At 38.8% G+C, this 25,218-nt stretch carries 21 protein-coding genes, 1 pseudogene and 1 CRISPR repeat array (1 of these 23 cut by a window edge); of the genes and pseudogenes, 9 read left to right on the top strand and 13 right to left on the bottom strand.

Translation table 11 applies throughout. From position 1 onward, the window contains the following. Positions 1-199: direct repeats of the CRISPR family, unit length 30 nt; unit sequence GTTTCAATTCCTCATAGTTAAGATAAAAAC; it reaches 230 nt to the left of the window's first position. A 439-nt stretch (positions 200-638) separates the two neighbouring features. Then, positions 639-962, top strand: a complete 324-nt coding sequence (locus tag NSQ84_RS07295; protein WP_339212512.1) for a hypothetical protein — start codon at positions 639-641, stop codon at positions 960-962. Between the two features lie 255 nt (positions 963-1,217). Next, positions 1,218-1,778 carry a DUF1629 domain-containing protein gene (locus NSQ84_RS07290; protein WP_130158177.1) on the top strand — a complete coding sequence of 187 codons (561 nt, stop codon included), beginning with the start codon at positions 1,218-1,220 and terminating at the stop codon, positions 1,776-1,778. 195 nt (positions 1,779-1,973) lie between these two features. Here the strand turns inward: NSQ84_RS07290 and NSQ84_RS07285 are convergent. Beyond that, a pseudogene (locus NSQ84_RS07285) lies at positions 1,974-3,071 on the bottom strand (IS3 family transposase). 713 nt (positions 3,072-3,784) lie between these two features. On the opposite strand from NSQ84_RS07285, the gene NSQ84_RS07280 reads away from it, so the two are divergent. Together NSQ84_RS07280 and NSQ84_RS07275 are read left to right on the top strand one after the other, a co-directional pair. Then, positions 3,785-4,384 (top strand): TetR/AcrR family transcriptional regulator, encoded by a 600-nt coding sequence (locus NSQ84_RS07280; RefSeq protein ID WP_066249000.1) that lies wholly within the window; start codon positions 3,785-3,787, stop codon positions 4,382-4,384. Between the two features lie 10 nt (positions 4,385-4,394). Further along, on the top strand, positions 4,395-4,859 hold the full coding sequence (locus NSQ84_RS07275; RefSeq protein WP_327874025.1) for a DUF2269 family protein: 465 nt from the start codon (positions 4,395-4,397) through the stop codon (positions 4,857-4,859). A gap of 475 nt (positions 4,860-5,334) precedes the next feature. On the opposite strand, the gene NSQ84_RS07270 is transcribed toward NSQ84_RS07275, so the two are convergent. From NSQ84_RS07270 to NSQ84_RS07245, 6 genes are all read right to left on the bottom strand, one after another. Beyond that, complete coding sequence (locus NSQ84_RS07270) at positions 5,335-5,676, bottom strand: hypothetical protein (protein ID WP_339212509.1); 342 nt, start codon at positions 5,674-5,676, stop codon at positions 5,335-5,337. A gap of 6 nt (positions 5,677-5,682) precedes the next feature. After that, the gene (locus NSQ84_RS07265; protein WP_339212506.1) at positions 5,683-5,892 is read right to left on the bottom strand and encodes a hypothetical protein; all 210 of its coding nucleotides are present in this window, start codon (positions 5,890-5,892) and stop codon (positions 5,683-5,685) included. A 339-nt stretch (positions 5,893-6,231) separates the two neighbouring features. After that, a complete protein-coding gene (locus tag NSQ84_RS07260; protein WP_063386906.1) occupies positions 6,232-6,735 on the bottom strand; it encodes a PadR family transcriptional regulator in 504 nt (167 codons plus the stop codon). 4 nt (positions 6,736-6,739) lie between these two features. Next, on the bottom strand, positions 6,740-9,202 hold the full coding sequence (locus NSQ84_RS07255) for an FtsX-like permease family protein (RefSeq protein WP_339212504.1): 2,463 nt from the start codon (positions 9,200-9,202) through the stop codon (positions 6,740-6,742). Continuing rightward, positions 9,171-9,890, bottom strand: coding sequence for an ABC transporter ATP-binding protein (locus NSQ84_RS07250; RefSeq protein ID WP_066249014.1), 720 nt, complete (start codon positions 9,888-9,890; stop codon positions 9,171-9,173). The genes NSQ84_RS07255 and NSQ84_RS07250 overlap by 32 nt, the downstream gene beginning before the upstream one ends. 887 nt (positions 9,891-10,777) lie before the next feature. Continuing rightward, positions 10,778-11,005 (bottom strand): hypothetical protein, encoded by a 228-nt coding sequence (locus tag NSQ84_RS07245; protein WP_339212501.1) that lies wholly within the window; start codon positions 11,003-11,005, stop codon positions 10,778-10,780. A gap of 246 nt (positions 11,006-11,251) precedes the next feature. Between NSQ84_RS07245 and NSQ84_RS07240 the strand changes: the two genes are divergently transcribed. Next, positions 11,252-12,193: a Gfo/Idh/MocA family oxidoreductase gene (locus tag NSQ84_RS07240; protein ID WP_063386903.1), complete on the top strand. Its 942-nt coding sequence runs from the start codon at positions 11,252-11,254 to the stop codon at positions 12,191-12,193. A 654-nt stretch (positions 12,194-12,847) separates the two neighbouring features. Next, positions 12,848-14,089 carry an MFS transporter gene (locus NSQ84_RS07235; protein ID WP_066249019.1) on the top strand — a complete coding sequence of 414 codons (1,242 nt, stop codon included), beginning with the start codon at positions 12,848-12,850 and terminating at the stop codon, positions 14,087-14,089. A 408-nt stretch (positions 14,090-14,497) separates the two neighbouring features. Here the strand turns inward: NSQ84_RS07235 and NSQ84_RS07230 are convergent, their stop codons facing one another. The 6 genes from NSQ84_RS07230 to allC form a co-directional block, all read right to left on the bottom strand. Beyond that, positions 14,498-15,847, bottom strand: a complete 1,350-nt coding sequence (locus NSQ84_RS07230; protein ID WP_339212499.1) for an allantoinase — start codon at positions 15,845-15,847, stop codon at positions 14,498-14,500. A 52-nt stretch (positions 15,848-15,899) separates the two neighbouring features. Then, the gene (locus tag NSQ84_RS07225; RefSeq protein WP_327874030.1) at positions 15,900-16,952 is read right to left on the bottom strand and encodes an ABC transporter substrate-binding protein; all 1,053 of its coding nucleotides are present in this window, start codon (positions 16,950-16,952) and stop codon (positions 15,900-15,902) included. 17 nt (positions 16,953-16,969) lie between these two features. Beyond that, positions 16,970-17,815, bottom strand: coding sequence for an ABC transporter permease (locus tag NSQ84_RS07220; protein WP_066249029.1), 846 nt, complete (start codon positions 17,813-17,815; stop codon positions 16,970-16,972). Positions 17,816-17,829: 14 nt separating this feature from the next. Beyond that, complete coding sequence (locus tag NSQ84_RS07215) at positions 17,830-18,552, bottom strand: ABC transporter ATP-binding protein (RefSeq protein WP_327873179.1); 723 nt, start codon at positions 18,550-18,552, stop codon at positions 17,830-17,832. Between the two features lie 201 nt (positions 18,553-18,753). Beyond that, entirely contained in the window at positions 18,754-19,998 is a 1,245-nt protein-coding gene (locus NSQ84_RS07210) for an alanine--glyoxylate aminotransferase family protein (RefSeq protein ID WP_327873178.1), read from the bottom strand. Between the two features lie 20 nt (positions 19,999-20,018). Next, positions 20,019-21,266 (bottom strand): allantoate deiminase, encoded by a 1,248-nt coding sequence (gene allC / locus NSQ84_RS07205; RefSeq protein ID WP_327873177.1) that lies wholly within the window; start codon positions 21,264-21,266, stop codon positions 20,019-20,021. Between the two features lie 178 nt (positions 21,267-21,444). On the opposite strand from allC, the gene NSQ84_RS07200 reads away from it, so the two are divergent. The 3 genes from NSQ84_RS07200 to uraD all read left to right on the top strand — a co-directional run bounded on the left by NSQ84_RS07200 (position 21,445) and on the right by uraD (position 25,100). Further along, positions 21,445-23,061 (top strand): PucR family transcriptional regulator, encoded by a 1,617-nt coding sequence (locus tag NSQ84_RS07200; protein ID WP_327873176.1) that lies wholly within the window; start codon positions 21,445-21,447, stop codon positions 23,059-23,061. A 246-nt stretch (positions 23,062-23,307) separates the two neighbouring features. Next, complete coding sequence (locus NSQ84_RS07195) at positions 23,308-24,570, top strand: nucleobase:cation symporter-2 family protein (protein WP_339212753.1); 1,263 nt, start codon at positions 23,308-23,310, stop codon at positions 24,568-24,570. A 20-nt stretch (positions 24,571-24,590) separates the two neighbouring features. After that, positions 24,591-25,100, top strand: a complete 510-nt coding sequence (gene uraD, locus NSQ84_RS07190; protein WP_339212494.1) for a 2-oxo-4-hydroxy-4-carboxy-5-ureidoimidazoline decarboxylase — start codon at positions 24,591-24,593, stop codon at positions 25,098-25,100. The last annotated feature ends 118 nt before the right edge of the window (positions 25,101-25,218 follow it).

The raw sequence follows: 25,218 nt of genomic DNA, 5'->3' as shown, positions 1-25,218 counted from the left end.
AGAGAAGCATTCATTCAAACGTTGATGTATGTCAAGTTTCAATTCCTCATAGTTAAGATAAAAACTCAAAGACTTCAATGAGACGTACACCATCAAGAGATGGTTTCAATTCCTCATAGTTAAGATAAAAACCGTTGAAACCAGAAATTCAGAAACAAGACAAACTCCGTTTCAATTCCTCATAGTTAAGATAAAAACCCCAAAAAATTTGTTAAATAAGCATTTCATTTTTAATGCTTGACTGGTTATTTTTATTTTAACGAAAGTAGGAAATTTTATCAAATCTTTGATTTTCTTGGGCTCAATGAAGATTTAAAAGAGTCGTCGATCCCCGGGGATTTTTGCACGATTGGGGGTCGACGACTCTTTTTTATTTCCGTTTAAAACAGATTTCAAAGTTTGCCTGCCGGCAATGAAATCCATGTTGTATCAACCGTTTTACCTGACCCATCTGTTTTAATAAAGTAAACATCCGGCTCATTCCCTTCTCATTCAATTGAAGGTAGAGTGAGACCATATTTTTAACGTTTCATTCAGGAAAAATTGGTTTAGGTCTATTCGATCGGTTCCTATGACCTAAAATAAGAACATTTCGTGCGGAAAAAGGCATATTCCCCCGCATTAGAAATGCTAAAAGCTTGGCAAAAGAAATCCCGCACCATTTGAAAAACAAAAGCGCAAATAATGCACTGAAAGCCGGCCGGTTCGTAGACAACGCCCTGACCAATTTGAAAAATACAATCCCTGACCGGCAAATGGGATTTGCCATGGAAGGGATTGAGAACGTTAAAGTTCCGCCCAAAAACACCAATGGATTGGAGAATAAAGTTCGAGCTTATCTAAGTGAGAAGACAAAGGTAAATTTAGGCGTAAGTAAAGCAGGCAACGATGGCGTTGAACTTAGCACTAAGGGTGCAGGTAAACCTTTACAAAAACATCATTATGCTACTAATAATAAGTAAAAAATATACTCCACAAATAGAGGCTATAACGAAAAAATATGGACTAGATTTGGATGACGTTTGGAATATAGAATTACTACCTCATCATGGAAGACATCCAAATGCTTATCACGAGTATGTGTTAAGCAATATTAGAACTTTTGATAAAATAGCTAAGGGGGATAAAAGGAAATTTTTAAGATTATTCGAACAAGTAAAACAGGAAATTAGAAAGAACCCGGAGATGCTTTATAAAGATTATTGGAGGAAGAAATAATGAGATTTTATAAGTTGCTAATGGATGATAGTGATGATAGAGATGTAGTAGCATACTGTATAGATACAAAGGGATTTGAACAATATGAATTATCGGAAGGTAAGTATATTCATAATTGGAATAGCGAAATCACCTTTTACTTTGACCCTAAAGAAGGAGAAAGATTAACAGATTATTTAGCAAACAATTTAGGGTGGTTTATAGTTTCTGAAAGATTTAAAGCGATTTTAGAGAAAGTAGATGATGGTATACAATATCTGCCTATAAATGTAGTGATTAAAGGTGAAAACAAAATTTTAAAAGGTTTTTCGGTAGCTAACATTTTGAATGTTGTCGATGCATTAAACTTAGAAAATTCAGATTATAGTGTGTTTGAACTTGATGGTGAAAGTATATATAGTATAAAAAAATATGCTTTATGTAAGGAGGCGATACAATCAAAGCATATTATTAAACTCAAGGGTGATGAAATTCCAATATTCATATCAGAAGAACTTAGAGAACTAATAGAGAAAAATAATATAACAGGATGTGACTTTTTAGAAGTTAAAGTAATCTAAATATAGGTATTTTATACGGGAATAAGGCTCTGACTCATAAGGGTCTAATGGTATTATGTCAAGAAAATAGACACGTAAAATCGAGAAAAATTTAAAATCCTACTACCGCACTTCGTTTGGTGGCCTCTTGAGAAGGAGAACGGTTTGGTAAACCATTCCTCTTCTCAAGAGGAAAGATGTCCCTTATATCGTAACTTATGGTGAGAAACGTTGCTGCTTTTTGCCTTGCCGATGCATCTTCTCATACTCCATTGGGGACATGTACTCATTAGCGGAATGAATTCGCTCGGCATTATAAAAACACTCAATGTATTCAAAAATCCGTTGTCTCGCTTCTTCCCTTGTCGTAAAGGTTTCGTGGAAAATAAGTTCTTTTTTCATGATGCTGTGAAACGATTCGGCACATGCGTTGTCATATCAGTTTCCCTTTCGACTCATGCTCGTCTGTATGCCGTATTGCCTCAACATGGCTTGGGATTCATTCGATGCATGCTGCCCCCCCTTGGTCCGAATGGTGAATCAGACCAGGTTGAGGACTTCGCTGATGGATGGACCGATAACTCCTTTGTCATACGCTCGGAAAGATACCAGCCTACGATTTTACGAGAAAACAAATCCATGATGGAGGCTAAATACAACCAGCCTTCTTTCGTCCAAATATACGTAATATCCGCCACCCATACTTGATTCGGCTCATCTGCTTCAAACTGCTGATTCAATAAGTTCAGATACACCGGCCAATGATGCTTCGAGTTCGTGGTTGCCTTATATTTTTTCTTTGTTTTTGAACGAATATCACCATCTTTCATGATTCTGGCGACCGTCCTCAACCCCTTGCTTCTGAAGGATTTTTTGTGATTTTTGGGCTGCCATACGTTTCTCTTGACTCGATATGAATCTTTTTGATTTGTTTTTTCAACGCTTCCTGTCTTTTCTTTTGTTGGCTTTCTGGGCGTTTGACCCATGCATAATATCCATTTCTTGAAATACCTAGGACTTTGCACATCTTCGCCACACGAAACTCTTTTCTATGCGTATGAAGGAATTCATAAATTACTTCTGGTTTTTGGCGAAGATGCTCATGACCTTTTTTAAGATGGTGTTTTCCTCCTCCAGATCCCGAATGCGCTTTTGAAGTTCGCGCTTTTCTTGATCTTCTGGTTTAAGGTTTCCGCTTCCGACAAAACTATGTTCGGCATCTTTTTTATAATCTGCGACCCATTTATGAAGAGTTTTTGATGAAATATCGAGTTGTCTTGCGGTTTGAGCGATCACCTTTCCTTCCTCGACCACTTATCAAAACGTCTAGCCATTATAGACACTCCCTATGATTGATAGATTTACTGTACATTTCTCTATGTTGCTCTCTTAACTCAAACACTCGTTGTACGGCTTTGGCTTTATCCTAGTCGACTCTTAACTCTTTTTCTCCCCTTAACTGATGTTAGTCTAGATCATAGACACAACTTCCTACATGGTCTTTTACTCGAATTGTGAATCGGCTACACTAAACTGGACAATAAAATTAAGGTCAAGTAGACTAAACACCAAATTTGGGAGTACTGAATTAAGGTACAATATGAATATAAAGGAGAGACTAGAACAGGATACGTGAAATTTATGGGTAACAACAGAGATGGTAAAGCTAAATTTGAGTTTGTAGGTACGAACAATAATGGTGAATTACCACTTATCATACTCAAAGTGGCAAGAAGTTTTGGAAAACTATAAACGGCAAAAACATTCCGATAATCAATTCTGTTGAGTAAGAAGAGGGGGCTAGAGATGGAGTATTTTGCATTAGTTAAAAGATTAGACCCGCATATAGAAGAAGAAGTCACCTTAGAGATGGAAGTGACAATCATGTCAACACAAAGTATAGCGATAAAACTATGATCATTTATCAATAAGAGGCATTTGACCAAATAAAACAATTTATTTACAAACCGACGGTCGGTTTTTATAATTGATTATAAATAGTTGCATAACATCGGGAGGAAACTTGATTGAAGCGAGAACAGAAACGAGAACAAACGAAACGATTGCTGCTGGACGCTGTGAAAGAATTAATTTGTGAAAAAGGGTGCACCAATACAACGCTCAATGACATTATGGAGCGTTCCGGTTTGTCTAAAGGAGCCATTTTCCATTATGTAAAAAGCAAAGACGAGCTTTTCAGCTGGGTGTTGGAAGATAGGCTGGACGAAATTAACGGGCGCTTTTTTAATAAGGCTTCGCAAAAGAAATCATTTGAAGAACCGATGCATGAAATTACCGCCCGATTGTCGGATCTGGAAAATCCTCAAGATCCCGGCAATCAAGTACTAATGTATCTTCTCGGAAAAAGCGATCAGCTTGATGTCAAGAACATACTCCAACAGTATTATGAACAAGCCATTCATATGTCCAAATTATGGATAGCTGCTGGGCAAGAGGCAGGGGTAATCCCTCAGTCCGTTGATGCCGATAAAACAGCAGAGTTGTTTATGCTCATTTCATTTGGTCTGCGAATGCGCGGCGCCATTGATTCAAAGAAACATTTCTTTCATCATAAAGATTTTGCTGAGCTGATGTCTGGCATGCTTCAGCCAAAGGAAGAAAGGTAGGAGGAGGCATATGGAATTTCTGTTATTTATGCATATTGTCGGAGTTGTCCTTTTTTTAGGCAATATTATCATTACGGCTTTTTGGAAAATGCGGGCAGATCAAACAGGGAATCGTGAATTAATTCATAGTGCCGCCAAAAACGTCATGCTTGCCGATTTCGTTTTCACAATTCCGGGACTGCTGCTCATCATCACATCCGGAGTTTGGATGGCCGTTCGAACGGGGTATCTTATTTCGGGATTTAATTGGCTGACCTTGTCATTAATATTGTTTGTATTGACAGGAGTACTTTGGGCAGGGGTGCTTCTCCCCTTACAGCGAAAGATGATACGGCTCAGCGCTCAAACTGAGGAAAATGAGTTCAACACGGAAGCGTACCGTCGGGTGTCATGGCTCTGGATGATATTCGGAACTATTGCAACACTTCTTCCTATTTTGATCTTATATCTTATGATTGGCAAGGGATTCTTCTGAACACACTTTTCCGCCGAAAACGATGGAAAATGATCAAGTGGAGAGCTTTTCTAAAAAGGAGTACGGAAAATGCTTCTGAAAAACAATCAAGGTCTGGCTTGTTAGCTTCTGACATCAATCGTGCCATGTTCAATGAAATTTCCACTATACGTCAAGATCACCATCCATATGGCAGTGTGAAGAAGAGCGATTTGAATCTAAAGAATTAGCTTTCACAGTACAAAAAATAGAGCTTAAGTTTTTAGAATATAAAGAAAAACTCGGGACGGATATACTGTTCCGAGTCAACGGTTTAAAATTGTACACGATCATAAGTGACTTAGAATTAATAGAAAGCGTTACGATGAATTTAAAATTGATGAACATAACACTTGGCTTTCATTACCTATCACCTGCTTAGATAGCTCCGGTAAGGTTCTTTTAATTCCACATCCTCGTACATGAAACTGTTCGATAGCGAGTTCGCTTCAGTTACTTATTTTTCATTCCCCATTATCGTTATATACTTTGCGTACACTTCAGGGATTGTTACTTGTTTTCCCGAAGACTGATAAGTTTTTAATCCCTTGACGGTTCCCCAAAAAGTAATCATTTCATTTTCAAGCAGATGGCTTTTTTTGTTTGCATTTCGGTAATTCACGACTATCGCATTTTTCCAAACGCCGTCTATACTTTTATCGACGTTCACTTTAAAAGTAATGTTGTTCCCATGTTCAATAATTTGAATAACTTTTCCTGTGAATACAACCTTTTTATTTTTGTAAGCACCAGGATTTTTCGCCAAATTTAAGTAATGAATTTGTACTGCTTCATCCATATACTCCTAGAAATCTTCTTTGACAGGAGCAGCCCCAGCCGGGGTCTTTTTACTTTCTTCTTTCATATTTTCATTATTAAGTGTTTCGTCCGTCCCCATAGACCAAAATATTGCTGGAATCACAACGAATAACACCAGGTGAATGAGCGAGGATATACGATTTTTTTCGATATATTTCGCATCACGGTTTTGTCTTATCTTTTCATATTTCTTCATCTGTTAACAGCTCAACACCGCGCAGCTGACCGATTTTTATTGATCTAGCCTGATAAAATCGGATATTCCAAAAGTACAAGCATAAATGACAAATATAGTAATAACAATGAGAAACGTTGAAATCTCACCTATTTGCAGATATACATACAACCCGAGCCAAGCTTCAGCTTTCAGCAAAATACTGAGTTTTTGGTTTTCTAACAAAATATCGAAAGATGACAGACAACACTTCCGCTACGATAAACAGTTCCCAATGATATGCCAGAATCGCAATCCTAAGCCCATTCTCCTTTCATCCTATTTATGCTGGCCCGCACTTTTCTTTGAACTTGGCGGCTTTTAATGGATTCGGTTTTCAACTTGATTTATCCAGTTTAAATCCGCCTCTAAATGCAATAAAATACCGGTGATCAATAAATATTTGCTTTCGTCACCCTGAAGCAGCAGCTCTGTTTTTAATTTGGTCAATTCCATCACTTCTTTAATCACCACCGCTTTTTGCTGTTCAAGCATTTTCTTTTCCTGAGCAAAATTAATTTTGCGGGCACAGCTCCATTTAAAGAAAAAATCTTCTTTTGTCGTGGTGTATGGCACCGGTTCCAGCAACCATTTTTCCAACTCATCTTTACCTTTTGGTGTTAACTCGTATAATTTTCTTTCCTGATCGTCCATTCCTGCGGACGAGACAAGTTGATCACGAATCAGGCGATCAAGCGTAGTATAGATCTGACCGGGATTAATTTTGCCTTTAATGCCAAAAAGGGAATCCAATTCTAATTTCAATTCGTATCCATGATGTTTTTTTTGGTATAACAATGTCAAAATTCCATATTTAACTGACAAGTTGTCAACCTTCTTTCAGTGATGATTGGATATCTATTTTGCTGGCACTTTGGCTTGCCATCCAAGCGGCGCATAGACTCAACACAACACCGGATATCACTGCCATTATCATATTACTGTATGGCAGCCGGAAAGACATAAATCCGTCCATGAGTTCAGACTGACTTGTTACATAGATTAAGATCAACCCAGCTGCTATTCCTCCGATAACTCCGGATAACCCAACGAGCAAGCCTTCGGCGATAATCATATTTCTAACCTGTTGTTTAGTAAACCCAAGAGCACGCATCGTTCCGATCTCGGGAACGCGTTCCAGCGTGTTCATCAAAAGGGTGTTGGCTGTGCCGATACTGGCTAACCCGATGATCATAAACAGCAACATCAAGATCAGTTCATTCATACCGGAAATTGTTGAAGTTGTGGACTCAATTTCATCTTCAACCGTTTGAACCTTTGAAAGATGATCGTGGAAATCAGACCATACCCGATCTCGGATAGAACTGGCCGCTTCGTTGTCAACAGTAAGCAGCAAATCAAAGCTTTTTGTCCATCCAAATTCCTCCTTGAGACGTTCCTCATCCATAAACGCAACATAACCGGAATAATGCGATGTTTTGACAACTCCAACCACCTCATAAGATTGTTCACCATTTGGGGTATTCATCCGAATGCTCTGCCCGATCTCCCCGCCCCATTCATCAAATGCGCGTTCACCAAGAAGCACAGCATTTTGCTGTTTTAACCGGTTATACAGTTTTTCCTCATGTTGATCGGCAAATAACGACGGACCATCTTCACTTACGGCAAAAACAGAAAATTGTCTGCTTACTCCGTCAACCGTTTCCCACGTAATCGGGGTCGCTTCCATTAATGGCTCAACGCCTAGAACTCCATCATAAGAACGCAGTTTCGTTATATCTTCTGTAGACCAAGGCGCTTCAGACGTAAGTCTCATATCTCCCCCATACGTATTCCTGATTTCTTGTTCATATCCTTCCGGAGCTGATTCCACCACCGCACCTAGCAATAAAATAACCGAAATTCCGATGCCGAGTATCGCGGCCGTATTTGCATTTCGATTGATTTGTTGAAAGAGGCTTTTGGCAGCCAAACTCCCCGCATAATGAAAAAGAAAATTTAAAACAGGCTTTATAATTCTGCTTAAACCGGCCAACAACAAAGGAAACAAAAGAATGACACCTGCCAAAACGGCTGCATAAGTTACAGAGTGGTCGATAAACACAAAGCATAGAAGCACCAAGCCAACTACAGCTCTAATCAGCAGAGGTCTTGATGATTCCTTCGATTGGCTGGCCATTTTTAACGTCAATAAAATCGATGTTTTGCCTGCATGATAAATAGGGAAAAGCGAAAACAGAACGGGGAACAGCACTCCAACAATCACCGCCATAATCGCCGGCAATCTCCAATTTAAAGTATAAACTATATCAAATTGGAGCATGCTGAGCAGTTCCTGCATAAACAGATCACCGAGCCATATACCAAGAGGAACACCGATGACTGTACCGATCAATGACAAAAGTACGATTTCAATGAGCACAAGCTTAGACACAGAACGTTGTGTGTAGCCGAAGCTTTTCATTATAGCAAATTCTTTTTTTCTTTCGATCACGCTTGTATAAATTGTGTTAAAGACAATAAAACCGCTGACTAACATCGATAAACCGGCAACAATATAAAAGAAGGTATAGAGGCCGCTAATATCGTTGTTCTGAAGGTCATCTGCTACAACAGGCTGAATGAACACACCTGACCCACGGAACTGCTGCTGTAAGGAATGAAAGAGGTCCTTGCCATCGCCGTTGACCTGAAACCGCATATAAGAAATCTCATCATGTTTGCCTGTCCATTCTCTTAACATATCGAGTGGAACTAAAACCCGAAAACTAGTTGATTCAGCACTGTCCCAATCACTAGGACTTGCAAGCAGCTGCGTATACTCAACAATAGCAGAAACTTTTGCCTCTCCCAAACCTTCAAACCGAACCGTATCCCCAACCTTTTTTCCTAAAAGGGATGCAACAGTTTTCGGCAATATGACCCCTTCATTATCCAAACTGCCTTCAATCACAGGAAGCACCAGTAACGGGCTGTTTTGGTCACTGACTCCGATAATTCGTACAGATCTCTGACTTAAAGAGTGATCGTCTTCAAGTTCAAAGAACGCTTGCTTTTGGAGAACAAGCAGCATATTCGTAACATCGGGATCATCTTGAACAGGCTCAATCATTTTTTCCGGATAAGTATGCTTATCGCTTAAAACCCAATAATCTGCATTGGCTACATACATATCTGTGTAGTAATTAAAAACGTCTCTAGTTGTTCTATCGGCTACCAGCATAGAGGTGATAAAAGATGTTCCCAGTATAATCGCAAACAAGGTAAAGAAAAAACGCTTTTTGTTATGAGTGATATTACGCCATGAAATTCGCCAAATATTTAGCATAGTCGCCCTCCTCCCTTGATACCACCTGATCGATGCCTCCGTCCCTGAAAAGAATAATCCGGTCCGCAAATCCGGCTGCAAAAATATCATGAGTAACCATCACGATCGTTTGTCTGTTTTCACGATGGAAGACTGTCAATAGCCGGAGAATTTCTTCTGCATTCGCTCTGTCCAAATTCCCTGTCGGTTCATCCGCTAATAAAACAGTCGGGCTATTTACGAGTGCCCTGGCGATAGCAACACGCTGCTGCTGACCGCCACTGAGCAAATTGGCGCGTTTGCGATGAAGTCCTTCCAATCCTACCGCCTGAATCAATTCTTGGATCACCCGACTCTTCTCCTTTGTCAGTTTGCCGTCGGCATGAAGTGGAAACGCAATATTTTCTTCTACAGTTAAAGTCGGAAGCAGTTGATAATTTTGAAAAACGAACCCCAGTTTTTGTCTTCTGAATATTGTTCTTTCTTTTTCGCTCATCTTATTTAAATATTTCCCGTCAATTTGTATATCTCCAGCGGTCGGTACGTCAAGACCTCCCATCAGCTGCAGCAAAGTGCTTTTTCCGGAGCCACTGGGTCCCATTATCGCTACGAATTCGCCTTTTTTAATATTCAAATCGACGCCTTTCAACACCCGTGTTCTCTCTTGCCCCTGCAAAAATTCTTTAGTAAGATTGCTAACTTTAATCATAGCGTTCGCTCCTCTATTATTCGTATTGTAAAAATTTTCATATAAAATCACTATATTTCATTATCGTCAGTGCCTCGCTCTATCAATTGTCCACAGTGCGACGCTCCCTCCGATTTTCTGTATGCCACCAGCACCGAAAATAGTGTAATCGTCTCAATTGCTGATAGAACAAATGACCTACCTTTTGGTTTAGGTTAGCCCTTAAAACCCTCCACAGAAGAAGTGAACTCCGAATTCGACAATGGTTTTAAAACTTTTTTGGCATGCTTTTTTGTTCCCTTTGCCTTTGACGTCAATGTCAAAACTATTGGCGCTTTTGCCAATAGTAATTGCATGGCATTTCCACCTAATTAATGGAAATAACTATGAACATCTACTGAGTTCTCAAGGACTTTTGACACTACCTCAATTATTTCATCTGCTTTTATACACTCATTATATACTAAGTATATATTATAAACAAGCGGATTTATTGTAAAATCATTATTGAAAGTTATTTTAAAGGCTAAAATAATATATATCTAGTATATATAATTTCAATATATGATTAAGTTCATACGAATGTGAAAATTCATTTTCGGTCAAAAAATCAAGTTGACAGTCTACAGGTTCATTACTGGGATTGTGTGTCAATCACAGAAAATGGTGAAGAGACAAAATCAGAAGTATAGTCATAGAGGATAATCAAAATATCGTGACTAAAAATAAAAACACATGTGTAGCTGAAGAGTAAAGTCCATATCATTGTGTAAAAAAAGAAAAAGAGTCATGCTGCTTCCCCTTTGACAGATAAAAACAGTACCACCAAGAGATATGCAAACATGACTCAATATCATATTACCGCAAATAATGAACTTTTGCACGGGTTATTGATGCGAGACAAAGGATTACCAAGCTGCTGGAGCAAGTCGTGAAGCAACTTCTCTAAATATTCGTAACTTTTTCTTCCGTTTCCAAAATTCCATACCGTTCTTTTTCAATTCCCGCAATGTTTTCCCTTGCGTGTTCGGTGCCAAGGCAATCCCGAACCGAACAATCCCAAGGGCACCAATAATACGGCCAGTATAAATGTAATGGTCGGTCCGATTGACCAAGCGAGTTGGGTTTGCTCCCACTCTGAATGCCTGTTTATCCTTTTCAGAAATTCGATCAAAACAGAAAAGCAGATGAAAAGAAACTGTCGTTTACTCTTTTTTTCGGGACTTTTCAGACAGCTCTTACCATGTTAATATGTTTTGGTTTTTATTGACATGGAGTTTTAAGTTAGTTCAAAAAAAAGATAATCGAATAAAAAGCTGCTGCAGAACATGTTATAATATGATATTCATGTACAAATATGAACAATAAAGGTGGGATTCGTTATGAGATTTGGTATTATAGGAACAAACTGGATTACCGACCATTTTATAAAAGCTGCAAGCGCACACCCGGAATTTTCCCTCGGCGCTGTTTATTCGAGAACAATGGAAAAAGCAAAAATGTTTGCCGAAAAATATCAAATAAAACACGTGTACACCAACCTTGAAGAAATGTTTCAAAGCGGCAATATTGACGCCGTTTATATTGCATCCCCCAACAAATTCCATGCCGAACAAAGTATTTTGGCCATGAAAAATAGAATTCACGTTCTTTGCGAAAAGCCGGCAGTAACGTCCGTGCAAGAAATGGATGAGGTCATTCAAACAGCCAAAACTTACAATGCCATGTTTATGGAAGCGATGAAATCAACCGTTACACCGACCTTTTTAAATTTAAAAAAACATCTTGACGAAATCGCTCCGATCAGACGATTTGTTTTCCATTACAATCAATATTCTTCACGATATGATAAATATAAAGAAGGAATTATTGAAAACGCCTTTAAACCGGAATTAGGAAACGGTTCGAAAATGGATTTGGGTGTATACTGCTTAGCACCGATTGTTCATCTAGTCGGCGAACCAAAATCCATAGTAAAAAATCACTATTACTTATCCACCGGTGCAGACGGTCAAGGAAGTATGATTTTAAATTATGATAATTTTGAAGCAGTCGTAATGTATTCCAAAATAACAGACTCCTTTTTCCCTAGTGAGATCCAAGGAGAAAAAGGTGTTATTGAAATTGACAAAATCAGTGATCCGAAGAAAGTTGTCATCAAATATCGAAACGGTGAAATAAAAGATTTAACCGTGGAACATAAATTTGAAACGATGTATTATGAAGTAGAAGAATTTATAAACTGCGTGAAAAACGGCAAAATTGAATCCGATATAAATAGTCATGAACGGACAAAACAAGTTGTGAAGCTGTTGACGATGTAGTGAAATTCCTAACGCCAGTGGAAAAATGCTAATGAAATGAATCGCAATCGACTTAGACAGCACACTTTTAACAAATGATCATATGATTAGCGAAAAAAAAAACGTGAAGCAATTGTAAATCCACAAACAAAGACAAAGCCTCTTTACCCATTTAAAGGCAGAAGAGGCTTTCTGTTTTTCTCTCCGCTATTTTCTTTTCCGCACGTTCAATCATTGTTGGCACGGCTTCTTTGAAACATAAATAATTGGCAATTTGGCTGTATGATAAATAATGGCCTCCAGAACGTCAAACAAACTTCTCTCTTTCGTCTTGCTTGCAATTCCTCATAGTGAAGATAAAAACCCCAAAAAAGTGTTATATACGCATTTCATTTTTAATGCTTGATTGATTATTTCCAGGGAAACTTTGCCAATCCTTTGATTTGCATCGGTTCAACAGAGATTTTTGCACGATTGGGGGAGACGACAGTTGGCATATTCAAATCATTGAGACCGTCTTCTGTAAAATAGCCACCATCTCGGAATATGAACTGATTTTTGTCGCGATTGACGGAGAAAAATATTGGAAAAAATGGCTTGACTTAAACATCCAATTCGGTAGAATAGAAAAAATATTGAATCTTTAAAATTTTGAAGTTAGGAGACTAAACTAAAATGATGTTACGATTTCACTATGCTTGGGTTATTTTATTTGTCACGTTTTTATCTCTTTTAGCTGTTCAAGGTGTTCGTCTTTCTTTCGGGGCTTTTGTTGAACCTTGGGAAAGGGAATTTTCAATGGACAGAGGGACGGTATCGTTAATTTCGACATTAAGCTTTATCGTTTATGGACTTTCCCAACCATTTATAGGAAGGTTAGTTGATAAATTTGGGCCTCGTATAATCCTTTCTGTCAGTACTTTTTTGGTGGCAGTTAGTATTCTATTAACAGCTTTTGTCCATCATCCATGGCAATTGTTTATTCTATATGCCATATTTGTATCACTTGGGGTTGGCGGAGCGTCAAACGTGGCTGCAACAGTAGTCGTTACAAACTGGTTTAATGAAAGACGAGGATTTGCTTTAGGGATTGTCGAAGCAGGGTTTGGAGCCGGACAAATGCTGTTGGTACCAGGATCTCTATTATTAATTCAATGGTTGAATTGGAAAGCAACGGTCATCATCTTGGGATGTTTTTTAATGATTGTTGTGTTTCCAATTGTCCTGTTAATTTTACGAAACCATCCTAATGAAAAAGGTATGTTGCCAATTGGCGGAATGGATCAAGAAGAAAGCACAACTGAACAGCCAAGTAAATTCAATGATTTTTCAATTTGGGATGCTTTTCGTAAAAAACAATTTTGGTTCTTGATTTTACCATTTAGCGTTTGCGGTTTTACCACTACAGGTTTAATGGATACACATCTTATCCCTTATGCCCAGTTGTGTGGAGTTCCAACAAGTGCGACTAGTGCAGCAGTAACTATATTGGCTGCTTTTAATATTGTAGGAATACTATTTTCTGGTGTGTTAGCAGATCGCTGGAGCAGTCGAAAAATGCTCATCTGTCTATATGTTATACGGGCATTATCGTTGTTTATTCTATTCTATAGCTATAACCCTCTGCTATTAATTATTTTCGCTATCGTTTTTGGATTGGTTGATTTTTCCACTGTTGCTCCTACACAATTGTTGGTCACGCAATACTTTAAACAACACTCTGTTGGTTTTATCATTGGTTGGCTATCTTTCAGCCACCAAATTGGATCAGCACTAGGAGCCTATGTGCCGGGTTTACTATACAGTTACCACGGGAATTATAATGTTGCTTTTTATTTTTCAATAATCATATTAGTCATTTCAGCAATCCTCACCTTCTTTCTTCCTGAATTTTCTAAAGAAAAGGTAACGATTTAGGAGAAGGCACCTATGCGATTTTTTGGAGACCTCGAACCTGTTGTCACTCGGCAAAAAAGCTGAACAAATTCGTAAGACTGACCTATTCATTTATTTATTGGGCCAACCTCAATATTCGCAGATCCCCTGTTCACATTTTTATTTGCCTAACCAAACTTCCTGTTTCGGTTTTCCGACAAGTCCTTTAAGGCTGCAGATAACGTGCTAAAAAATTTTTTGAAAACTTTTCACGGAACATGATTGCAAAATGGAGGATACGGAAAACGTTCAAAAAAAAGCTGTCCAGAAAGTCAAAATCCATTGAAAGCGAAACATTATAAACATTGATATATCAACGTTTCTAAAACATTAAAGGGGCGTCTATAAGCCGGAAAATCGACTTATTAGACAGCCCCCTTACCCTTTCCATCATAACTTCAGCCATTGGCCAAGAGGCTTGGAAGCCCGTATGCGCCCGTTGTCAAATACCAATTTCCCCCGTTGAAATGTCGCAAAGATTTTGCAAGGAAATGTATGATTGACATATAAACTATGCTTGTGTTTTTGAAGCAAACTGTTTTTCTCGACTGTGAAGGAATCTTTTAAACTTATAATCACAAAATCTGCGTCTTTTCCTTTTGCAATTTCCCCTTTTTTCCCGTCCAATCCAAATCGTTTGGCGGGTCTAGCAGATGTCCAATGAATCAGCTTCGGAAAAGGAATGCGATAGCGAACCGATAGTTCGATCATCGCCATCAATGTAAATTGTCCCCCGCTGATTCCTCCCCAAACATTGAAAAAATTCGTTTCATCTTCTTTCAAGCTCCATGGCGACGGGGAATGGTCGGATGCGACAAAGTCAATCTGATCTTTTAAAAACAAATCAACCAATTTTTTTTGGTCGCTTAATTCGCGCAATGGGGGAGCGCATTTTGCAACCGCTCCAAGCTTTTTCGTATGTTCATGGTCAAACAAAAGATAATGCGGGCACGTTTCCAAAGTGACATCAAGTCCTCTTTTCTTCGCTTGCTGGATTTCTTCAACGGCTTCTGCACTGCTGATATGAACGAAATGCAAAGAACAGCCGGTCTGTTCCGCAAATGTAATGGCTTTTCTGACAGCTAGCCATTCCGCAGCAATCGGTCTTGATTGTAAATAATCGTCCGGACCGAATTTTTCTTGCCGCTCTTTTTCTCTCTGCAAAAATTGCACCATTGCGCCGTCTTCTGCATGAAGAGCCAAAATTTTACGCAAGCCGGCGATCGTTTTCATTCCATTCAAGAGCGTATTATCATCAACCGCTGCGAACTCTTTATTGCCGCTCGGAGACATGAAAGCTTTAAATCCGACAACTCCTTTTTCCGCAAGAGGCGCTAAATCATTTTCATTGCCCGGAACAAGCCCGCCCCACAATCCAAAGTCAACGAATGACTTTTCCTCGCCTATTTTTCCTTTTTGTTGAAGAGCTTCAAGATCAGTTGTAGAAGGGACACCGTTCAGCGGCATATCAAAAAACGTTGTACAGCCGCCCGCTGCAAGCATAGATGAACCTGTTGAAAAGCCTTCCCAATCCTCTCTGCCCGGTTCATTGAAATGAACATGGACATCAATCAATCCGGGAAAAACGTATTGGCCTTCCGCATCCCAAACGACATCGGCTTCCCCGTCAATGTCATCGCCAATTTCAACAACAATGCCGTCTTTAACAGCTAAATTTGTTTTTTTCACTTCGTCATGAAACACAACGCTGCCGTTTTTGACTATAAGATCGTAGATCATTTTTATCAAACTCCATTTAAAATAAAAATTTTTCCATCATGCTTTTTTCATGTTATTTGTTATTCATAAGTTCCGGTTCAACTTCTTCTAATAATGAAAAATCAATATAATCTTTCTTATTTGGGATATTTTTGATATTTCCTACACTCAATAAATATTCTCCTACTTCAGAACCATTGCTTTTGTTCATAAAGGAATCGTCGACTTGCATTGTATAAACATTTCTATTCATAATTTCCTTTAACTCGCTTTCTTCTAAATGAAGTTCAGGCGCTAAAATTTTAATTGCTTCTTCTCTATTCTTATTAATGTAATCTGTAGCTTTTATTAAAGCCCTAATGATTGCTTTTACCGTATTCGGATTTTCTTTTAGGAAATCATCCGTTACTTGCAGTGTTGTATGAACACTCATCCAATCAACAGATTTTTCTTTTTCATCAAAATTGTCAACCGTACCGCTAAATAGTAGTTTTCCTCCGCTGTTGATAGCCTTCGTTATAAACGGTTCCCAAGCAGCCATTGCATCAATATCACCTTTTTCAAGAGCAGTTAAAGCATCGCTAGGAGCTAGGTTCACAAAACTTATCTTTTTTATGTCAACATTATAATCGTTGGCCATATTTTGAATTGCAATCATTACATCAGCACCACTAGGAATACCTATTGATTTTCCTTCCAAATCTTTTGGAGAATTAATTTCAGCATGCTTGCCCGCTACAACCGCTTGTGTTCCTGCAATTTGTGCAAGCGGAGCTACGATTTTCACCTTAACGCCTGAGGAAGCTAAAATAATATCCATAAAATTTGTTTGTAAACTAACCGGAGCACTTCCACCAGCAATCATAGGTCCAATATCTGGTCCGCTTTCAATTAATTGGTTTGTTACGTTTAGCCCTTCTTCCTTAAAAAATCCTAACTTATCTGCAATGATTTGTTGTGAAGAAATTTGCGCATCTCTTACCCCTACTAATGTTATATCCTTCACTTCTAGTTCATCACTCGCTTTATTACTATTTTCACTAGTTGTTGTCGAACTGTTTGAACCGCACGCAACGATTGCAAACATTGTCAAAAAAACTAGGCAAAAAAGAAAAATTTTTCTCATTTATAATTCCTCCCTTATTATTTTTCTACAGCATTTTCAAATCCGCCTGTTCTCCATTTCAATAGTTTTTTCTCAATCACTTTTAATAACAAGGAAAAAAGACTATATTCAATACCTATTAAAATAATAGCTACATACATATTTAAAATTTTCATATAGTTTCGAGCGTCCACAATAATATACCCTAAACCACTTTTTGCACCCATCATTTCTGAAACCACTAATGCTGAAAAAGCCAATCCTAAACTTATTTGACATCCAGTAAAAATATTTGGTAATGTTGACGGAATAATAATTTTCTTAAATATTTGTCTATCATTTGCGCCTAAGCTTAATGCAGAACGAATATAAGAAGAATGAACACTTTTAATTCCATCAAATGTATTCGTCATAACTGGAAAAAATGTTGTCCAAGCAATTAATATAATTTTTGGAATTTCGCCAATTCCGAACCAAATAATAAATAAAGGCAGCAACGCTAAAGCTGGAATAGGGCCGATCATGTTAAAGACAGGCATAAACCAAAATTCAATTTTCTCTACCCTTCCTATCAATAATGCGGCAATCACCCCGAGAAATACTCCGATTGCAAAGCCAATTACTATTCGAATCGTACTCGATACAATACTGTCTGTAATTAATCCTGAATGAAATAGTTCTACACCATTTAGAAATATTAGTGAAGGCGGTGGAAAAAAAACGGGATTTACTATGGAAAAATTTATATTTAATCTTGTAATGACTTCCCATAAAACAAAAAAAGAAATTATTGGAATAGCATGTAAATATTTTTTATTTCTAACCTTGTCCACTTTTTTCGTATAGACAGAAACCGCTTCTTGTCTGGCCGCCATATTTTTCATAAGCTTCCTCCTAACTAGCTGACAAAATGCTCTTCTAAATTCTCCATCAAAATACTAAATGCAGGATCACGATAATTTCGAGGACGGGGTAAATGAATCTCTAATTCTGTAGCAATCATTCCATTTTTCATGACAATTACTCTATCTGCAAGATAGACAGCTTCAGCTAAATCATGGGTAATAAATATAATAGTAGGCTTTACTTCTTTCCATATACGAATTAGTTCAGTTCTCATATTTTCACGGGTAAACATATCTAACGCTCCAAAAGGCTCGTCCATTAACAAAATTTCAGGTTCTCCAGCTAAAGCTCTTGCAATGCCGACGCGTTGTTTCATACCTCCTGAAAGTTGTTCAGGATAATGGTTTGCATAGTCTGATAAACCAATTAATTCTATATAACGTAATGCTTTTTCCAATGCTTTCTTTTTTGGCATCCCTTGCACGATTGGTCCAAAAGCGATATTTTCTAAAACAGTGAACCAAGGGTATAGTGCATGATCTTGAAAAACGACTCCTCTTTCCTTGGAAGGTTTTGTTACAAAAGATCCGTTTACCTTAATCACTCCTTCATCTGGTTTAATAAATCCCGCAATCAAATTTAATAGAGTTGATTTTCCGCCGCCACTGCTTCCCAATACACAAATAAATTCATGCGGTTGAACAGTAAGGTTTATCCCTTTTAAAACAAGATGATCATTATAAAACTTTTTTACATTTTCAACTATCAATGTCATATTTCTCACCCCTTTATGTAACTTTTATTAACACATAACGAAACTATATTGGTATATTATACGTAATTTTTTGATTTATCCACTGTCAAAATAAATAAAAATTAAAAAAGATTTTGTGTAAAATATCAAAAATTAAAAAAATCGAACAACTGTTTTTGGTAACAATTGTTCGATCAACATGTTAAAAAGTTTCATAAATATCTAAGATGATACTTTACTTTTTTGTTTTCCATACATACTCAGCGCTGCTTGTGCTCCTTCACCTCTGTTCATGCGAACACCGTGATAGATGAGAACTGCCTCCAATGCTGTCAGCAGCTTGAGAATATTTTCTTTGCGGCAGCTGTAGCCCATTGTACCGATCCTCCAGATTTTTCCGTGGAGCGGGCCAAACGAGCTGGCAATTTCAATCCCGAATTCATCCAGCAGCATGCGGCGCACGGATTCTCCATCGACGCCCTGCGGAATGTTGACGCATGTGACGGTCGGCAGTTTAAAGCGTTTATCGCCGAACAATGTGAGTCCCATTGCTTCCAGCCCGGCCATTAATGCCCGTTCATGGAGGCGGTGGCGTGCAAATCGATTATCCAATCCTTCCTCCATAATAAGCCTCAAGCCTTCACGCAATGCGTAAAGCATTGATGTAGCTTCCGTATGATGATTTAATCGCCGCGGGCTCCAATAATCTTGAAGCTGGCTTAAATCAAAATAGTTGCTAATAATTGTTTGACCTGTGGCCATTTGCTGATCCAATTCCGTCCTAATTCCTCTTTCTACCTTTTTACGCGACAAAACGATTTTTTCAATTCTGTCATTATATGTGATGGGAGCCATCCCTGATGGAACCGATAAGCATTTTTGCGTCCCGCCGATCACGCCGTCAAGCTGCCATTCGTCGACATTCACGTCCGTTCCTCCAATTGTCGCAACCGCATCGACTACAAGAATTACATCCATCTCCCGGCAAGCTTTCCCGATCTCCTCAAGCGGCTGCATGCACCCCGTTGAGGTTTCCCCATGGACGATCGCGACTATTTTCGGCTGAACCTTCTTTATTTCTCTAATTACATCCTCCGGGTCAAACACCGTTCCCCATTCACGCTCAATTGTAGTGACATCAGCCCCGTAACGTTCGCATATTTCGGTTAATAAATAGCCGAACCGGCCATATATTGGGATCAGCACTTTGTCGCCCTGTTCGATAATGCTCGCCAGCATCGCTTCAATGCCCGATCTGGAGGTTCCATCGATAGGGAACGCCCATTTGTTGTCCGTACGAAATAAATAACGAAGCATTTCCATTACTTCATTCATGATCGAAGTAAATGCAGGATCAAATTGGCCTAAAATCGGCGTACTCATCGCCTGCAAAACTCTCGGATCGACTTCAACAGGCCCCGGTGTCATGATCGTTCTATTAGGTGTCTGTAGAGGCAGAAATTTCATTTCGTCCACAATCCTTTCTTTTAATATGCCAATCTATATAAATAATGGATTAAAAACTTAACGCCGCTTTCTAAATGAGCCACTGCGGTATATTCCTTCGGCGAGTGGCTGATTCCGTTATGACTCGGGACAAAAAAAAGCGCAGTCGGACAATAGGTTCCGAACATTTGCGAATCATGTCCCGCTCCGCTAACCAAGATTTCATGAGACAGATTTTGCTCTTCTGCAATTTCTTTTGACAGTCTCAGCAATTGTTGATCCATTTTGACCGGCTTGACGTTCAGCCATTCATTTAACAAAATATCGACATTGTATTGTGCGCTCACATTTTTAAAATGACGTGAAAATGTTGAACAAAATTGCTCCAGCATTTCTTCCTCGTGATGACGGATATCGATCGTAAAAACGACTTCACCTGCAATCACATTCGGAACGTTAGGTTCAACCTTTATTTTGCCGACGGTCACTCTTAGTTGGTCGCACACCTGTTTGGCTTGTTTCATTAAATAGGTAATCAGTTCAGAGGCAATGGCCACCGCATCTTTCCGGCAGGACATCGGGGTTGTTCCTGCATGGTTGCTTTCACCGACAACCTTTACTTGATAGCGGCGCTGTCCAACAATGTCGCTGACAATGCCCAACGATTTTTTCTTTTTTTCTAACACAGAGCCCTGTTCGATGTGCAGCTCAATAAAGCATTGAATATCGTTTCGAAATGGCTGGCGAAATCTTTCCTGTCCAAAACCGCATTCATTCATTGCTTGCACAAACGAAATCCCTTTAGAATCAACAATTTTTTGTATATGTTTAAAAGAGCGCCTCCCCGTTACAGAGCCTGACCCCCAAAATGTAAGCGGAAACCGGCTGCCTTCCTCTTCACATAAGGATACGACCTCAATCGTTTTTTTTGGTGTTCCAAAACGCTTTAATAAATAATGAGTCGCCAACAAGCCGGCAATAATGCCGTATGCGCCGTCATATTTTCCTCCTTCAATAACCGTATCGATATGCGAACCAGTTAAGATTGTTTTGGAGGATGGAGATGATCCTTCTGCTCGGCCGAACAAGTTGCCGACGTCATCAAAATATGGAGCTAATCCGCATTCCTCCATTTTCTCCTTCAACGCTTCCTGCGCTGACAGCCATTGTTCGCTATATAACAGCCGGGTAACTCCCCCTTTTTCCGTTTTACCGAATGTTGCAAGCCATTCGATCAGCCTTTCAACTTCCTCTTCAAGCTGAATGGGCCCAAGTAAATGAACTGTCATGTCTCTTCCCTCTTTTCTATTCAAAATAAGCAAATATCCTTGTTACATTTTGTTCCATAAAATGTGAATTTACTTTATTTTATCGTTATTCTTTTTCATATACATTGGCAATTTTGATATAAATTTCACCATCTTTTGTGCATGTTCACTAAAATTTGAAGACAAAGGGGCTGAAAAAATGAAAATTTCCGAAATATTAAAAATTCCCGTTATGAAAAATGCCAAGCTCATCGCCGGCCATAACGGAAAAGATCGAGAAGTTTTCAGCGTCAATATGATGGATGCACCGGATATCATCGATTTCCTGAAACCGAATGAACTGCTTGTAACAACTGCCTTTCATTTAAAAGACAATCCGAATGATCTGCTCGCACTCATCAAAAATATGGCGGATCAGCAATGTGCAGGGTTGGCAATTAAAATGAAGCGATTTTTGGAAGAAATTCCGGAGGCTTGCCTGAAGTATGCAAATGAAAAAAATTTCCCAATTATTGAATTGCCGATTGAGGTTACGTTAGGAGAGGTTGTGAACCAGACATTAAGCTATATATTGGACAAACGGACAAACGAATTGCTCAATGCGATTGAAATCCATCAGCAATTTACAAACCATATTTTAAGAGGAAAAGGGCTCGTCTCATTACTGGAAAATTTGGCAAACTTGATCGGCTGTCCAATTTTACTGTTGGATCAGCACTTTCAAATGATTGCTTCTTCATCTTCCGTTACATCGAGTCTGCCGGAAATCGAGGAAATGTACACAGACGGATTTCGTTTTTTCTTACAGCCAAGCTCTTACACTTGTTTTTCCATTATTTCTAGTAAACGAACTGTTTCCGTTTTTCCCATTTACACTCATGAAAGCAACAGCGGATGTTTAATTGTTTTTGATGCCATTCCTTTTCACAGTCCTTCGCATGTGTTGACGATTGAACAAGCGACAAATGTCATTTCATTTGAATTGATGAAAAAAAATGCTCTTAAACAACATAAACGAAAAGTTCAAAATGAATTTTTTATCAATTTTACAGATGGCGCCTTTCAATCAAAAGAAGAGATTGTCATTAAAGCAAAAGAATTTAAAATTCGCAATGATCAATCGTATTTTTGTGCAGCAGGAAAATTGGATGAAAGAAAAAAATCTTTAACGTTTACACAATTCCATAAAGAAAATGAACGGATTTTTGAATTTATGGAAAAAGAAGCTGATGCGTTCCCAAATCCTGTTCATTTTTTTGTGAAGGGGAACGTAGGCATTTTGCTCTTCCCGATTCAAAAATCATGGCTGGAGCTTCATTCTTCCATCATGCCGTTTTTAAAGGAATTGCAAGCGAAAATTAGAAGCAGGTTCCAACGGACTGTCTCATTCGGCATCGGCAGTCTTTGCCAACAATTTTTAGATGTAAAAAAAGGCTATAAAGAAGCGTTGGAAGTGCTGGAAGAAGAACAGTATTCCGGAAATCAAGAATTCATTCAAATTCATAAGAAAAAAGATATTTATACGCTATTGAAAATGATTCCAAAAGAAGAGCTGATTGATTTTTACGAACAGATTTTGACAAACCTTTCAGACCCGGCAGACACTGAAAAACAGGCTCTGCTGCAAACGCTGTTTTTATTTTTGGAAAATCATTGTCAAATTTCTGAAACAGCCAAAAAGCTTTTCGTTCATCGCAATACGGTGATCTATCGATTAGAAAAATGCGAGGAGCTCATCGGAAAAAGCTTAAAGGATCCGGAAGCCACTATTAGCCTCCGCTTGGCATTCCGCATAAAAAATTTGCTTCAATTATAAAAAAATTGAGGCAAGAGCTTTAGTAAATGAAAATGTAATTTGTCTATAAAGCTTTAGATACATTAACTAAATTTTGCAAAAACGATTATGTAATTCAACCAATGACTTCACTACATCGTTCTTTTATTATGAAAAACAAATAACATCTAGTGTTAGATTTTTTTACATAAGAGGAGGAGAGGTCACTTGACAAATCAAAATGGAGGAACTCATCTTTTTTCACTTGGTTTGCAGCATGTACTGGCGATGTATGCAGGCGCCATTGTTGTTCCTCTTGTTGTCGGAGGAGCGTTAAACCTTTCGACGCAGGAGCTGTCATATCTAGTTGCGATTGATTTATTGACATGCGGAATCGCCACCCTGCTGCAGGCGTTCAAAACAAAATATTTCGGCATTGGTTTACCTGTCATATTAGGTGCTTCATTTGTTGCTGTTACACCGATGATCGGGATAGGAAAAGAGTACGGCATCAATGCAATCTATGGATCGATCATTGCCGCAGGAATATTCATTATTCTTTTTGCTCCGCTCTTTGGCAAAATAACAAGATTATTGTTCCCGCCGGTCGTGACAGGTACAGTTGTCACCCTTATAGGACTGTCCTTAATACCGGTCGGGATTAAAAACATGGCGGGCGGTGCAGGAAGTCCGAAATTTGGTGATCCGGAAAATTTGCTCCTTTCATTTGGGGTTTTTCTTTTGATTTTGTTTATGAATCGATTTTTCACAGGCTTTTTTCGGGCAATCTCTGTGCTTATCGGGATTATCGCGGGTACGGTCGCCGCGGCTTTTATGGGAGAGGTTGATGTGAAAGAAGTAATGCAAGCTTCATGGATTCATTCTCCGAAATTTTTGTATTTCGGTCCACCTACTTTTGAGCTTGTGCCGATCTTAACAATGACATTAGTTGGCATTGTCATCATGATTGAATCGACTGGCGCCTTTTTAGCCCTAAGCAAAATTTGCGGAAAAGATCTTAGCGACCAAGATCTTGCGCGTGGATATCGTGCCGAAGGATTGGCTTTCATCATCGGCGGTTGTTTGAACGCTTTCCCGTACAACACGTTCGCTCAAAACGTCGGACTTGTGCAGCTGACAAATATAAAAACGAGAAGCGTTGCGATCGTTGCCGGCTTTATACTTGTCACCCTTGGATTTATTCCGAAAATTGCTGCTTTTGCCACGATGATCCCAACATCTGTATTAGGGGGAGCAATGGTGATCATGTTTGGCATGGTCGTTGCTTCAGGCATTAAAATGTTAAGCACTGTTGATTTTCAACAGCAAAGCAATTTGTTAGTAATTGCCTGCTCCATTTCCCTCGGATTGGGTTCCACAGTTGTTCCTGATTTGTTTGCACAGCTGCCGCCTATGCTGCGAATTCTTTTTAGTGATGGGATTATAACAGGCAGTCTTACAGCCATCTTTTTAAACTTATTTTTTCACCATTTCTCACTGAAAAAATCTTCTGCTGACGAACAGTTAACACCGACAACGATCAAATTTTAAAAACGAAAGGAGAAAGCCGAATGGACATAGAACAAGTTAACCAACTCAGTGCGGCTGAATTTATTGAGAAGCTAGGCGGGATATTTGAAGATTCAACATGGGTGGCAGAAAAAGCAGAAAAATTCCGCCCGTTTTCTTCCGTGCAATCGCTTTTTTCCAAAATGGCTGAGATCGTGGATCAAGCTGACGAACACGAAAAATTGGCGCTTATTCGCAATCACCCTGCTTTAGGCGCAAAAACAAAAATGACCCGATTTTCGCAAACAGAACAACAAAAAGCGGGGCTGCAAAAACTGACAGATGAAGAATTCGATCGAATGTTAAAATTAAACGAAACGTATATGGAAAAATTTCAATTCCCGTTTATTTTGGCTGTGCGCGGCAAAACAAAGCAGGAAATATTTGCATCGATTGAACAGCGAATCAAAAACAATGCGGAAGCAGAGATAGAGCAAGCAATAGCAGAAATTAAAAAAATTGCCTATAATCGACTGAAGGATATAGTGAAAGAAGAGAGAAATCTATGCTGACACGTACATTCCATTTTGATAGAACAAATTGACTTTCGTAATTTTTGATCTTTTGCACAGTACGAAGCCATATTCTTTTTAAGCGCCATAAATGGCGGTACAACTGAATCTGCTGAGA

The organism is Aeribacillus sp. FSL K6-3256, from assembly GCF_037965805.1.
GTDB classification, from domain to species: Bacteria; Bacillota; Bacilli; order Bacillales; family Aeribacillaceae; genus Aeribacillus; species Aeribacillus composti.
The sequence above is the reverse complement of the archived record's forward strand: the minus strand, read 5'-3'. Positions and strand labels throughout refer to the sequence as shown.

Coding starts and splice junctions, on each gene's coding strand:
- NSQ84_RS07290 (WP_130158177.1), top strand. CDS start 1,218: ATGAGATTTTATAAGTTGCTAATGGATGATAGTGATGATAGAGATGTA.
- NSQ84_RS07275 (WP_327874025.1), top strand. CDS start 4,395: ATGGAATTTCTGTTATTTATGCATATTGTCGGAGTTGTCCTTTTTTTA.
- NSQ84_RS07270 (WP_339212509.1), bottom strand. CDS start 5,676: ATGGATGAAGCAGTACAAATTCATTACTTAAATTTGGCGAAAAATCCT.
- NSQ84_RS07265 (WP_339212506.1), bottom strand. CDS start 5,892: ATGAAGAAATATGAAAAGATAAGACAAAACCGTGATGCGAAATATATC.
- NSQ84_RS07255 (WP_339212504.1), bottom strand. CDS start 9,202: ATGCTAAATATTTGGCGAATTTCATGGCGTAATATCACTCATAACAAA.
- NSQ84_RS07250 (WP_066249014.1), bottom strand. CDS start 9,890: ATGATTAAAGTTAGCAATCTTACTAAAGAATTTTTGCAGGGGCAAGAG.
- NSQ84_RS07240 (WP_063386903.1), top strand. CDS start 11,252: ATGAGATTTGGTATTATAGGAACAAACTGGATTACCGACCATTTTATA.
- NSQ84_RS07235 (WP_066249019.1), top strand. CDS start 12,848: ATGATGTTACGATTTCACTATGCTTGGGTTATTTTATTTGTCACGTTT.
- NSQ84_RS07230 (WP_339212499.1), bottom strand. CDS start 15,847: ATGATCTACGATCTTATAGTCAAAAACGGCAGCGTTGTGTTTCATGAC.
- NSQ84_RS07225 (WP_327874030.1), bottom strand. CDS start 16,952: ATGAGAAAAATTTTTCTTTTTTGCCTAGTTTTTTTGACAATGTTTGCA.
- NSQ84_RS07220 (WP_066249029.1), bottom strand. CDS start 17,815: ATGAAAAATATGGCGGCCAGACAAGAAGCGGTTTCTGTCTATACGAAA.
- NSQ84_RS07215 (WP_327873179.1), bottom strand. CDS start 18,552: ATGACATTGATAGTTGAAAATGTAAAAAAGTTTTATAATGATCATCTT.
- NSQ84_RS07210 (WP_327873178.1), bottom strand. CDS start 19,998: ATGAAATTTCTGCCTCTACAGACACCTAATAGAACGATCATGACACCG.
- allC (WP_327873177.1), bottom strand. CDS start 21,266: ATGACAGTTCATTTACTTGGGCCCATTCAGCTTGAAGAGGAAGTTGAA.
- NSQ84_RS07200 (WP_327873176.1), top strand. CDS start 21,445: ATGAAAATTTCCGAAATATTAAAAATTCCCGTTATGAAAAATGCCAAG.
- NSQ84_RS07195 (WP_339212753.1), top strand. CDS start 23,308: ATGTATGCAGGCGCCATTGTTGTTCCTCTTGTTGTCGGAGGAGCGTTA.
- uraD (WP_339212494.1), top strand. CDS start 24,591: ATGGACATAGAACAAGTTAACCAACTCAGTGCGGCTGAATTTATTGAG.